This is a genomic window from Pseudomonas sp. BLCC-B112, assembly GCF_028550695.1.
Lineage (GTDB): Bacteria > Pseudomonadota > Gammaproteobacteria > Pseudomonadales > Pseudomonadaceae > Aquipseudomonas > Aquipseudomonas danubii.
This window is the reverse complement of the sequence record NZ_JAQQGK010000010.1, coordinates 214445-227049: the sequence shown is the minus strand read 5'-3', so window position 1 is coordinate 227049 and position 12605 is coordinate 214445. Positions and strand designations below refer to the sequence as shown.

11 protein-coding genes are annotated in these 12605 nt (G+C 62.2%); 6 read left to right on the top strand and 5 right to left on the bottom strand.

The window, feature by feature from the left end; genetic code table 11:
• Positions 1-276 precede the first annotated feature (276 nt).
• From PQT43_RS25110 to PQT43_RS25090, 5 genes are all read right to left on the bottom strand, one after another.
• On the bottom strand, positions 277-1041 hold the full coding sequence (locus PQT43_RS25110; protein ID WP_110652979.1) for an amino acid ABC transporter ATP-binding protein: 765 nt from the start codon (positions 1039-1041) through the stop codon (positions 277-279).
• The gene (locus PQT43_RS25105; RefSeq protein WP_253085566.1) at positions 1038-1697 is read right to left on the bottom strand and encodes an amino acid ABC transporter permease; all 660 of its coding nucleotides are present in this window, start codon (positions 1695-1697) and stop codon (positions 1038-1040) included. Before PQT43_RS25105 ends, PQT43_RS25110 begins: the two co-directional genes overlap by 4 nt.
• Positions 1698-1706: 9 nt before the next feature.
• Entirely contained in the window at positions 1707-2354 is a 648-nt protein-coding gene (locus PQT43_RS25100) for an amino acid ABC transporter permease (protein ID WP_102879946.1), read from the bottom strand.
• 63 nt (positions 2355-2417) lie between these two features.
• Positions 2418-3206 (bottom strand): ABC transporter substrate-binding protein, encoded by a 789-nt coding sequence (locus PQT43_RS25095; protein ID WP_102879945.1) that lies wholly within the window; start codon positions 3204-3206, stop codon positions 2418-2420.
• A gap of 190 nt (positions 3207-3396) precedes the next feature.
• Positions 3397-6444 (bottom strand): aminotransferase class III-fold pyridoxal phosphate-dependent enzyme, encoded by a 3048-nt coding sequence (locus PQT43_RS25090; protein WP_272754888.1) that lies wholly within the window; start codon positions 6442-6444, stop codon positions 3397-3399.
• A 139-nt stretch (positions 6445-6583) separates the two neighbouring features.
• Between PQT43_RS25090 and PQT43_RS25085 the strand changes: the two genes are divergently transcribed.
• From PQT43_RS25085 to PQT43_RS25060, 6 genes are all read left to right on the top strand, one after another.
• Positions 6584-7024 carry an Lrp/AsnC family transcriptional regulator gene (locus tag PQT43_RS25085; protein ID WP_102879943.1) on the top strand — a complete coding sequence of 147 codons (441 nt, stop codon included), beginning with the start codon at positions 6584-6586 and terminating at the stop codon, positions 7022-7024.
• A gap of 209 nt (positions 7025-7233) precedes the next feature.
• Complete coding sequence (locus PQT43_RS25080; protein ID WP_102879942.1) at positions 7234-7740, top strand: sigma-70 family RNA polymerase sigma factor; 507 nt, start codon at positions 7234-7236, stop codon at positions 7738-7740.
• Positions 7737-8702 (top strand): FecR domain-containing protein, encoded by a 966-nt coding sequence (locus PQT43_RS25075; RefSeq protein ID WP_272754886.1) that lies wholly within the window; start codon positions 7737-7739, stop codon positions 8700-8702. Before PQT43_RS25080 ends, PQT43_RS25075 begins: the two co-directional genes overlap by 4 nt.
• 97 nt (positions 8703-8799) lie before the next feature.
• The gene (locus PQT43_RS25070) at positions 8800-11634 is read left to right on the top strand and encodes a TonB-dependent receptor (protein ID WP_272754885.1); all 2835 of its coding nucleotides are present in this window, start codon (positions 8800-8802) and stop codon (positions 11632-11634) included.
• A 103-nt stretch (positions 11635-11737) separates the two neighbouring features.
• Positions 11738-12202, top strand: coding sequence for a DUF3429 domain-containing protein (locus tag PQT43_RS25065; protein ID WP_047303602.1), 465 nt, complete (start codon positions 11738-11740; stop codon positions 12200-12202).
• A gap of 165 nt (positions 12203-12367) precedes the next feature.
• Positions 12368-12529 (top strand): DUF2986 domain-containing protein, encoded by a 162-nt coding sequence (locus PQT43_RS25060; RefSeq protein ID WP_102864230.1) that lies wholly within the window; start codon positions 12368-12370, stop codon positions 12527-12529.
• Positions 12530-12605 lie beyond the last annotated feature (76 nt).

Sequence of the window (12605 nt, the reverse complement as noted above, 5' to 3'; positions counted from 1 at the left end):
CGGTATCTGTGCACCGTTGAGGCTGGGTTATCCTAGAAAGGGGAAGGGAGGATGTAAGTAAGACGATGCCGAAGCAGGTCTAGGGATTCTCCGAACAAGTTTGCAGAATTGCTGAAATACGCCTGACTTTCAGATTCGCGCCCCCCATGAGCCAGATGAGCTTTTCCGACACCTTGAGCGATGAGCGGTGGCGAGTCGGGTGTCGCAGCTGCGTCCATGAAGGCACCTATGCCCCCTGGCGCAACAGCACCTTCGGCCAGCGCGGGCGCCATTGCTCTAGGCGTGCAGGTGCTTTTTCAAGAACGACCGGGTGCGTTCGTGAGTCGGGTTTTGCAGGATCTCTTGCGGCGCGCCTTCCTCGACCACCACGCCACCGTCCATGAAGACGATCCGGTCCGCCACTTCACCGGCAAAGCGCATTTCATGGGTGACGATCAACATGGTCATGTGCTCGGCGGCCAGTTGTTTCATCACCTGGTTGACCTCTTCCACCAGCTCCGGGTCCAGGGCCGAGGTGGCTTCATCGAACAGCATGACTTTGGGACGCATCGCCAGGGCCCTGGCAATGGCCACGCGCTGTTTCTGTCCGCCGGACAGGCGAGAAGGGTACTCGTCGAACTTGTTGGCCAGGCCGACTTTCGACAGGTACTCCATGGCCAGCTCGCCAGCGGCGGCTTTGTTCAGCCCTTTGAGCTTGATCGGCCCGAGGGCGATGTTTTCGTGCACGGTCAGGTGCGGGAACAGATTGAAGTGCTGGAACACCATGCCCATCTGCTGGCGCACGCTGTTGATGTGCTGTTCGAATGCGCGACCTTTCAACGGCCGGTTGACGTGCTCGCCTTCCAGCCAGATCTCTCCTTCGTTCAGCACTTCCAAGTGATTGATGGAGCGCAGCAGGGTGCTTTTGCCCGAACCACTGGGGCCGATGATGGCGATGATCTGTCCGCGCGCGACAGACAGATCGATGCCTTTGAGCACTTCAAGTGCGCCATACGCCTTGCGCGCACCCTTGACTTCAACCATGAACTTTTCTGTGGTCATCGTGACATCTCTACCTTGGTTTCAAGCAGGTGCAGGCCGGCTTCCAGAACAAGATTGACCGCGTAATAAATCACCGCGACGGCCAGATAGAATTCGAACGGGCTGTAGGTTTCGCTCACGGCGCGCTGGGCGCTGTAGACCAGCTCGGCAATGCCGATGATCGACACCAGGGAGGTGTCCTTGAGCAGCACAATCAGGTTGTTGCCCAGCGGCGCCAGGGTGCTGCGCAGTGCCTGCGGCACAATCACGTAGCGCTGGGCCTGACTGCGGCTCAGGCCAATGGAGCGCGCACCTTCAATCTGCCCGGGGTCGACCGACAGGACCCCGGCACGAATCACGTCGGCGTTGTAGACCGCAAAATGCAGGCTCAGGCCGATGATGCCGGCCATCAGCGCCGGGATATCGATCCCCACTTGCACCAGGCCGTAATAGATCAGGTACAGCTGCAGCAGCAGGGGCGTGCCCATCAGCAGCCAGGTCAGGAAACGTATGGGCAGGGAGACCAGTTTCGGGGTGTAGAGCACGATCAGGGCAAAGGCTATTCCAGCGATCAGGCTCAGCACACTGGAGCAGAGGAACAAGACGATGGTCCACCAGAGCCCGGTGGCCAGCAGCTCGGAATAGGGGGACACGATACTCAGGTCAAGGCTTGGCATGGAGGTGTCTCACTTGGCCGCGAAGCGTTTATCGAGGTGGTCCACCATCAGCCTGACCGTGTAGACCATGGCGATGTACAAAATGGCCGACACCATGAAGATCTCGAATGGCTTGTAGGTGGAACTGATAAAACGCTGCGCCGTGTAGGAGAGTTCCACCACGGAGATGGTCGACACCAGGGCCGAGCCTTTGATCAGCGCGACCGCATTGACCCCCAGTGGCCTGATCATCAACTTGGCGGTTTGCGGGAGGGTGATCAGCCACAGGGTCTGGCCCTTGCCGAAACCGATTGAGCGGGCGGCTTCGACCTGACCGGGATCGATGTTGCTGATCGCGCCGCGAATGGATTCGGCCATGTAGGCCGCAATGTTCAGGCCCAGGCCGATGACACCTGCGGAGAACGGCTCCAGCTCAAGGCCGATTTGCGGGCCGCCAAAGTAGATGAGAAACAGTTGGACCAGACAGGGTGTGCCGCGAAAAACGCTGATGTAGACCCTGGCCAGGCAGCGAAGCAGAAAAAAGCCGGACAGCCGCGCCGCCACCAGCACGACGGCAACCAGCAAACCCAGCAGCAGTGCCAGCAGCGAAACGTGCACCGTGACCCAGGCCGCCTCCAGAAAAAACGGCAGGGTGCGCTGTATAAGTGTCAGATCCATGGGCAGGCTCGAAAAGGTCGGAGTGACTGGCCCGACCCCAGGTCGAGCCAGGCTGCAGATGAGTCAGCGAATGTCCTTGCCAATCCACTGCATCGAGATCTTTTCGTAGCTGCCATCGGCGAGCATGTCGTTCAGCGCCTGCTGCATCGCGGCCTTGAGCTCTGGGTTGTTCTTGCGCAGGGCAATGCCCATGCCTTCAACCCCACCGTCACTGTCGGGTGGGGTGATGATGCGCACCTTCTGCCCGGTTTCCTTGACGGCCACCAGCACCGGAACGCTGTCCATCACCAGCGCATCGAGGCGCCCGGCGTCCAGGTCGACCAGCATCTCGGGAAGGCCTTTGTAGGTCTTGACCTTCAGGTTGCCGCGCGTCCTGGCCCATTTGTCGTGGGCATCGCCCAGGGTGACGCCGACCTTCACCTCCTTCAGGTCATCCAGGCTGTGGATCGGCGAGTCTTCCTTCACCACGATGGTGCGGCCGGCGTGGTAGTAGGGGCCGACGAAATCCACGGCCTTCTGGCGCTCCGGGGTAATGGTCATGGAGGCGATGATGGCGTCATATTTTTTCGCCAGGAGCCCGGCAATGATCCCGTCGAAGGGCGTGGTGACAATGCTGACTTTCACCCCGAGCCGCTGGGCCAGGGCTTCGCTGATGGAGGCGTCGAAGCCGACAATCTGGTTCTGCTCGTTGGCAAAGCTGAAGGGCGAATATTGCCCGCTCATGGCAATGCGAATCTCTTTGGAGTCCTGGATCGACTGCAAATCATCAGCCTGAACGGCTGTAGGACAGAGGAGCGCCGCGGCCGCGACGGTGGATGCAGCAAGCAGACCCTTGAGCGTTCTGGTTAGCATTGGATGGCACCTTTGAAGAATTATTAATTATTGTTTTTGGGCTCTTCACCCAGGCCTCGGGAAAAGCTTTGCATAGGCCGTTCTGGAAAGCACCCGGCAAGGTGTCCGCCAGCCGGACACATTGCCGGAGTTGGCCGACACTATGTCGGCCGGGCACGCAGGCTGTCACTCGTGCGCCGATCCGGGCGCTCTAGCGCAGGGCCGCCTGGAAGCTGTCGTCCAGCACCTCCAGCAGGAAGTCGGCATTCTTGTGACTGAAAATCATCGACGGGCGCATTTTCAGCACGTTGTCATGGGGGCCTTCGGTGCCGATCAGCACGCCGCGCTCCCGGGCACCATCGGCGACCTTTTTCGCCAGTTGCGTGGCCGGAGCCTTGCTCTGGCGGTCGGTGACCAGTTCGATCCCGAGGAACAGCCCCAGCCCGCGTACATCGCCAATGGCATCGTAGCGCTGCTGCAGTGTGCGAAAGCCATCGAGCAGGTAATTGCCCACCGTCAGTGCGTTGAGTTTCAGGTTGTCGCGCTCGATCACATCGAGAACGCTGAGGCCCACGGCACATGAAACCGGGCTGCCGGCGAAGGTATTGAAGTACTCCATGCCGTTGTTGAAGCTGTCGGCGATCTCGCGGGTAGTCACCACCGCCGACATGGGATGGCCGTTGCCAATGGGTTTGCCCATGGACACCGCATCAGGCACCACGCCCTGGGTTTCAAAGGCCCACCAGTGGCTGCCCACTCGGCCAAAGCCGACCTGAACTTCATCGGCCAGGCACAGACCGCCCTCGGCCCGCACCATTGCATAGACTTCTTGCAGGTAGTTTTCCGGAAAGAACAGCTGCCCGGCGACGCTGGGAATGGACTCCGCCAAGAAGAAGGCCGGGGCTCGGCCTTGCCGGCGCATGCTGTCGATCTGCTCGGCGACACTTTGCGCGAAACGCTTGCCCAGCTCTTCCAATGGCCAGTCATCCGCTGCGCGGTAAACGTCCGGCACGGCCGCCTCGAATACATGCTCTGCACGGCCCTTGCCGGCCTTGCGCTTGTACTTGTAAGGGCTCAGGTCAATCAGCTCCTGGGTGGTGCCGTGGTAGGCCCAATCCAGCACGATGGCATCATTGCGCCCGGTGTGATTGCGCGCCATGCGCAGCATCAGGCTGTTGGCCTCGCTGCCGGAACAGCCAAAGGAGGCGACCGCCAGGCCCTCGGGCAATGTTGCGGTGAGCCGCTCGGCGTATTCCACGATGTTGTCGTGCAGGTAGCGGGTGTTGGTGTTCAGCCGTGAAGCCTGACGCGCAAGGGCTTGCACCACATCGGGATGGCAGTGGCCGAGGTGGCAGACGTTGTTGAAGCAGTCCAGATAGGCCCGACCAAAGTTGTCGATCAACCAGACCCCATCACCGCGTACGAACTTGATCGGGTCCGAGTAGGAAATCGACAAGTTGGGCAGCAGCAGTTGCTTACGCTTGGCCACGATCTGCGCTTTGCTCCTGCCTTCCTGGCTATAGGTTTCCGGAGGAATTCCGGCCAGGGTCGAAGCATCCGGGAACAGGTCGGCCCACACCTCAAGATAGGCGCGCTCACCGACGCCGATGAACTCGCTCGCCTTCAACTGGGTGTCGGTGGACATCTGGAAATGCACATGGGGCAGCCAGCCGCCATTTTCCGTGTCCGCGCCCATGTAGCCCACCAGCGCGCCAGCGGCCAGGTGGTCGCCGGGCTTGAGGCGTGTCAGCGCTTCGTGGGCCATGTGCCCCCACAGGGTCAGGAAGGGCGGGCAGCCTTCAGGCGAGTGCTTGAGCATGATCAAGCCGCCATAGCCCAGTGGTTCAGGCTCGACCTCGACGCTCTGCACCACACCGGCAAGCGGTGTGTACAGCGGCGTTCCGGCCGGCATGATCAAGTCGACACCCAGGTGCATGATCCGACGCTCTCCTGCAATGAAGCGCGATTCAAAGGCGCTGTCGGTGTAGATGGTCCTGGCTTCGCCCCAGGGCCCGATGCCCAGCGGCACCTGATGTTCAGCTGAGAAATCATTCCACCACTGGGTCGCCTCTGCCGGGCGCTGCGCGGCGGAAGCGATGGTCATTTCATGGGCGGCATCGGCGAACGGCACAATGGCCTTGTTCAGGGTCGCCGCCGAGGGATGCACGATGTCCGCGAAGGACTGGCGGTTTTCATCCACCCAGCGGCGAATGGCCCCGGCACCTTCTATCGCGTCGTAACCGCAGGCTTTGCGCAGGATCGCCGTCGCCAGGCGCGGGTTCATGCGATCCATCTTTTCCAGCAGGCGCCAGGCCGGGGCTTCGCTGATGGCCAGGTAGGGGTTGTCCTGGGTCTGCTGGTGGCGCGAGGCCGACAAGGTGACGCTGATCACCAGGCGCATGGCGATCAGATTGAACAGCACGTCCAGCTCTTGCGGCTGCAGCGGGTAGCGCTCATGGAAGCCGCCGGTGAGGGCGGCGGCCGCGCCTATTGGGTCTTGCATGTCGAGAATGGCGTAGGCGCAGGTGATGGCGACTTCGGCAATCAGCACCGTGTGCACCGCATCGCCGAAATCGATGATGCCCGAGACCTGCTGGTGGTTCTGCGGGTCGACGAGGATGTTCCAGTCATTGCCGTCGTTGTGAATGACCTGTGTGCGCAAGCGCGCAAGCTTGGGTTCGACCCTGGTTTCGAAATCATCGATGAAGCGCTGCAGAATGGCGCGTCTGGCGGGGTCCTTGATGAAGTGCAGGCGGGCGCGGGAACGGGCGGCGTGCCGCAGGTCCCAGTCCAGATCGCGGACCGCGCCGGGATGCATGAAGCCCTGAAGGGCATGGTCCATGTCGGCGAATGATTGACCCAGGCTGCGCATGAGTTCGAAGGTGCGCGGGACCTCGGCCAGCGGCGTTCCTTGCAACCAGCTCACCAGGCGCACCGCGTGGGTTTCGCCAGAGGGCGCCACGGCCGAGGCGAGTAAATCGCCGGCCAGGCTTTTCTTCAACTGCGGTACGCCAAGCTCGGGGCTGTGATGGGCCAGATGGCTGAGGATGGCGGTCTGCAGCTGGCTTTCAATGCGCGGTTCGCTGGCGTTGACGACTTTCAGAATCCATCCCGCATCGGTCGCTGTGTTCAGCCGGAAGTTGCAGTCTCGCTCGCCGTCCAGAGGCGAGGCGCTCGCGCTGACATTGAAAAGCTGCGCAGCCAATTGTTCGGCATCGCGGGGCGAGAACTGCGGGGCGGGGTGGCAAAGGTCAGTCATGGTAATGGTTTTCCTGGTTATTTTTTTCAGTTAGCTTGGCATGCGAAATCTTCGAGGGCAGTAGGTATGCGGTCGGCTTTGGCCTGCATATTGTCGGAATCGACCGACACAAAATCGGCAGTCAATGTGAGGAGTTTCAATGCGCGAGCTGGACGTGAAAGATCGGGAAATACTCGACATTCTGTCTAAAGAGGCGCGGATCGCCCTGAAGGCCCTGGCCGCGAGAATCGGCTTGTCCAGAAGCGCCACCAGCGAGCGCGTCAGCAACCTTGAGCGCAATGGTGTGATCCGCGGCTACCGGGCGGATATTGGCGAAATCGACGCCAACGTGATTCGCGCCATGTTTCTGGTGTGCCTGAAACGCACCCCGGCCATCAGCCTGCTGGACATGCTGGCCCAGCACTCGCAGGTGCGCCGCATCTCCTCGGTCAGCGGCCAGCTGGACCTGGTGATCGAGATCGAATCACGCACCATTGATGACCTGAACCGAGTCCGGGATGCCGTGGCCAGCCACGAATCGGTCGAGGACATCACCACCGCCGTGGTCCTTCGCCGCGATATCGATCGACAGACCTCCTGATCCGCCGCGGCAAGTCTTGATGGCGTGTGCCTGCGGGAAATGCCGGACACCGCTCAAACGCAGCTGCAATCCACGCTTGGCACCTGATCCCAGTGGCCTGATCCGTGAAGTCGGGCCAGGCTCTTTACGGCAATCGCAACGTGCCGTGCTGTACAACTCCCATTTGCAAACCATAAAATGAGAAGCATTATCATTAATGCGAATCTCCCATGCACAACCACAGCCTCTCTTCGCCTGTCGCTCAGCTGTATGCGAATCATCACGGCTGGCTGCGCGGCTGGTTGCATCGGCGCCTGGGGCACAGCGCCGATGCCGAGGACTTGGCGCACGACACCTTTATCCGCGTGCTGCGGTCCCAGGAAGATGTGCGTGAGCTGCGCCAGCCCATGGCGTTTCTGGCCACCATCGCCAATGGTCTGTTGATCAATCGCTGGCGTCGTCAGGCCATCGAGCGGGCTTACCTGGAGGCGCTGGCGGCACGGCCGGTGGGGGAGGAGCCTTCGCCGGAAGAGCGGCATCTGATGATCGAGACCCTGCTGCAGCTGGATTCGCTGCTGGTGGGTTTGTCGGCGCGGGTGCGGCAGATTTTCTTTCTGTCCCAGCTCGATGGCTTGACCTACCCGCAGATCGCCGCGCAGTTGGGCCTGACCGTGGCCCAGGTGCAGCGGGCCATGGGCAAGGCGTTCAGCGTCTGCTATGCGAGCCTGTTTGAATGAGTGGCGTCGCGGTCGATCCCCGGGTGCGGGACAGCGCCATTGATTGGCTGGTGCGGATGCAGTCCGGGCTGATGAGCGCCGCGGACCATCAGGCCTTGCAGCAGTGGCGCGAGGCCAGTGCCGAGCATGAGTACGCCTGGCAGCGGGTCAGCGGTTTGCCCCTGATGTTGCAGCCGGGGGCCCATCTGCTGGCGGATGCCACGGCGCGCCGGGCCTTGCAGGCGGCGGGCGCCGATCCGCAACGGCGGCGGCAGGTGCTCAAGTGCCTGTTGGCGCTGGGACTGCTGGGAGGCGTGTCCTGGCAGGGGGCGGATTCCACCCTGGTGCGTTCAGCCTTGGCCGGTTATCGCACCGGTATCGGTGAGCGGCGACGTTGGGCCCTGGCTGACGGCGGTTCGCTGTGGCTGAACACCGCCAGTGCGGTGAATCTGGACTTGGGTGCGGGGCAACGCAGCGTGCAGTTGATCGAGGGCGAACTGGCCCTGGATACCCTGGCCGGATCGGCCTCCCTGCAACTGCAAACGCCGGATGCGCTGTTGTACAGCCAGGGCGCCCATCTGCTGGTGCGCCATGATCGCCAGGGCACTCAGGTGACCGTGCTGCGCGGGCTGGTGCAGGTCAGTGCCCGGCAGCCGTCGACCCCGCTGTCATTGCAGGCCGGCTGGCAAACCCGGGTCGATGGCCAGGGAGCAGGGCGGCCGACTTCCATCGATGTGTTTCTGGCCCAGGCCTGGATGCGCGGCATCCTGCCCGCCGAGCGCATGCGCCTGGATCAGTTGCTGGCAGAGCTTTCGCGCTATCGCCCGGGTTTTTTACGTTGCAGCGAAGCGGTTGCCGCGTTGCGGGTGACCGGCAGTTTCCAGCTGGACGACACCGATGCCGCCCTGGCCCTGGTGGCCAATACCCTACCGGTGCGCATCGAGCGCAGAACCCGTTATTGGGTGACGGTGGTGCCGGCCTGAAAGTTTTTTTTCACCTGCGCGATAGTTTTTTCGATCTGGCTTGGCCTTCAGGTATTACCCACCGGCACAGGTGGGTTTCGATCCTTAGGAGCCTTGCATGATTTTCCCCGCTCGTGTCTTGCGTACCCATACCTTCGGCCTGCTGTTGCTCAGCCTGCAACCGCTCTACAGCGAGATGGTGCTGGCGGCCGGAGAACGTCACTACAGCATCGGCGCCGGTCCCCTGGACCAGGTGCTGTCACGTTTTGGCGCCGAGGCGGGGATCAGCATGGCCGGCAGTGCGCTGCTCACGGCGGGCAAGACCAGCCAGGGCCTGCAAGGGGATTTCACTACCGAAGCGGGCTTGAACCAGCTGCTGGCGGGCACCGGCCTGGGCTACGTGCGTCAGGCCGACGGCGGCTATGCCTTGCGCCTGCGCCTGGAGGCGGTCTCACTGCCGACGCAGAAGGTCAAGGGCGAGAACCCTGACGAGCAAGAGGTGTATCGGGCACCGCGTTCGTCTGTGTACATCTCCGCCGACGACATGCAGCGCTTTGGCGTGGTGTCGGTGGGCGACGTGCTCAAGGGCCAGCCCGGGGTGCAGGTCGGCGACAGCCGCAATGGCGGCGGCCTGGATGTGAACATTCGCGGCATCCAGGGCCAGAGCCGAGTGGCGGTGACAGTGGACGGTTCGCAACAGGCGCTGGATGTCTATCGCGGTTATGCCGGCACTCAGCAGCGCAGCTACATCGACCCGGACATGATCAGCGACATCGCCATCGACAAGGGCCCGAGCCTGACCTCCAGCGCCATCGGCGGCACGGTCAAGATGCGCACCCTTGGCGTCGGCGACATCCTCAAGGACGGTCAGAATGTCGGTCTGCGGCTCAAGGGCGATGTCTGGAACAACGGCGTGGCCCCTGCCCGTCGCGACCCCCATTCGAAGACCGAGGACCTGTATGCGGAGCCGCACCAGAGCCGTGGCGGGCTGTTCGGCTCGGACGCGGAGTCCGGCAGTGCCGCGTTTGCCTACAGCCATGACTTGTTCGATGTGGTGGCAGCCTACGCCCAGCGCAACCAGGGCAACTATTTCGCCGGCAAGAAGGGCCAGGATCGCTACCGCACCTTTGACCGCTACGGCGATGAAGAGACCAGCGTGGCCACCACCTACAACGCCGGGGAAGAGGTGCTGAACTCCTCGTCGAAGACCGTATCGTGGCTGCTCAAGACCACCCTGCGTCCAGCGGACGGCCACAGCTTCGACCTCGGCTACCGGCGCTATGATGGGCGCATCGGCGAGATCATGCCCTCGGACATCTTCCGTTTCGGCACCGGTGGCATCTACCAGTACCCTCTGGGCCACACCCAGATCGACACCTACACCGCGCGCTACAACTACCTGCCCTCGGACAACCCGCTGCTGGACCTGACTGCCGACCTGTGGCTGACCGATGCGCAGACCAGCCAACTGAGCGCCTGGTCGGCACCGGCTTCCCAGGCCTATCGCACGGACCGTTCCTGGGCCCGCCAGGCCAACCGCCGCACGGGCGGCGGTCTGGCCAATACCTCGCGCTTTAGCACCGACTACGGCGACTTGAAGCTGGACCTGGGCGGCTCGTTCCAGCTGGAAGAACTGCGTCCGCAGAAAGGCGTGGTCACCACCCAGGACGACATCAACGCCAACCGCAGCTTGCGCGAAGGCTCGCGGCAGGAGTTCAGCTTCAACGGCAAGCTGGAATACCAGCCGGTGGAGCGCCTGACGCTGTGGGGCGGCGGTCGTTACACCCACTATCGCAGCAAGGACCATGTGGCCAATGCCACGGCGCGCAGAGAGGAGCGCGAACACAAGTACGTGACCGTCTCCAGGCCCGGCGACTATGGCTACCTGATGTGGTTCCCGGACCAGAACGGGCTGTACACCGATGCGACCGACCCACGCTTGAACAACGGCATTGTTTTCAACAACACCAACTATCCATTCGAAGGCACGCCCTATAACCAATTCGGCGCGACCGAGACGGAAGTGGGCGACGCGCAAGTAGGCCGGGTGGTCACCGGCTACAACTATTCGGGCAAGGACAGCAACAGCGGTGGCGCCTTTGCTCCGGCCTTCGGCATCAATCTAGAAGTGCTGCCAGACACCTTCGTCTATGCCTCCTACACCCAGGGCTTTCGCATGCCTTCGCTGTTCGAAACCGGCTACGGTGTGCAGCAGACCACGCCGGGCAAGGGCCTGAAGCCCGAGCGCTCAAGCAACTGGGAGATCGGCGCCAGCACCTTGCACAAGGGGCTGTTCGTGGATGACGATTCGGCGGCGATCAAGCTCGCCTACTTCAACAACAGCATCAAAAACTACATCACCCGCTACTACGATCCGAGCCCGGGCCTGTGGGGCCTGATGCGCTTCAGCAATACCGACAGCTACACCACCCGCGGCCTGGAACTGCAGACCCACTACGACGCCGGGCGGGTGTTTGCCGACCTGTCGTCCACCTACTACCTGAAGACCGAAACCTGCGACGCGGCCTTCGCCGCCACCCTGCGGGCCACCAGCAACCCCTACCGGAAAACCGCCGACACCCCGGACTGCACCCCGGGCAGCTTCATGGGGTCCTACACCAACACCCAGAACCCGCCGCGCTTTGCCGGCAACCTGACCACCGGCCTGCGCTTCTTCGACCAGAGCCTGACCCTCGGCACGCGGATTACCTACACCTCGGGGCCCACCGTCACCGCCGACAAGCCCTGGCAGACCGGTGCCACCACGCCGCAGCTGAACTACCGCGAAGTGGCGCTGTTCGATCTGTTCCTCAATTACAAGTTGAAGCAAGACGCCAGCCTCAATGTGTCGCTGCAAAACCTCACGGATCGCTACTACCTGGACCCGCTGGCGCAGAGCTTCATGCCGGCGCCGGGGCGCACGCTGCGGGTGGGGATGCAGGCGAAGTTCTGAGGGGCCGGCAGTGGCCAGCCGGTTGCGGTGAGTCAACGCGACGGCCATTCAGAGGGCGCTTTTGCGGCTACAGTTTTCAGTGCCCTAATTGAGAGGAATCCAGATGAACCTTTTGTCTTCTGTATCGCCACCCAAGCCCGTTGCCCTGCTGGGTTATGGCGGCTTGCTGCCGTTTCTCGGGCTGGCGTTGCTGGCCGTGGTTGCGCACGGACAGCGGCTGTTGTGGTGCCAGGCACTGGTCAGTTACGGGGCGGTGATCCTGAGTTTTGTCGGAGCCCTGCATTGGGGCTTTGCCATGATCGCTCCCGGCATGAACGCGCAGCAGCGTCACACACGCTTTGTTTGGAGCATCGTCCCTGCGCTGATGGGCTGGGTCGCCACCTTGCTGCCGCTGTCATGGGGCGGGCTGTTATTGATTGGCGGATTCTTCGCGCACTGGTGGCATGACCGGCAGCTCTCGCAGGTCATGCACCTACCGGCCTGGTACCTGCCGATGCGTTTGCGACTGACCATCGTGGCCAGCGCCTGCCTACTGCTGGGGGTGCTCGTGATGGCCATCGGGAGTTAAGTGCGACGTTCAGCTGCCGCCTCCCACCGAAGGGGCGGTGGTTGAAGCAACAGGCATCGCCGAGGAAGGGCGCTGAGGATCATTCGCTGGATCGGCAAAGAGTTACCAGCCCCGTCGAGTGGCGGCTGATATCATTCCTGCACTTAAAAAGCCGGGTAGCCCCACATGAATCGTCGCAAGAAAATCCAACAGCTATTGAAGGCTCATGCCAAGAAGGCCAGCGCCAAACTGGCTCCGCAAAAAAAGTCCAAGTACATCAGCAAGGCTGATCGGGCGAAGCTGGCCACCGAGGCCAATGACGACGCAGTGGTTGTCACTGAGAGCTGATCCGTCCGCTTGAAGCCCGACGGACCTTTATCTGGCCGACTTGCGCGACGCTATCTTTTCTCGGGCCTAGCACACC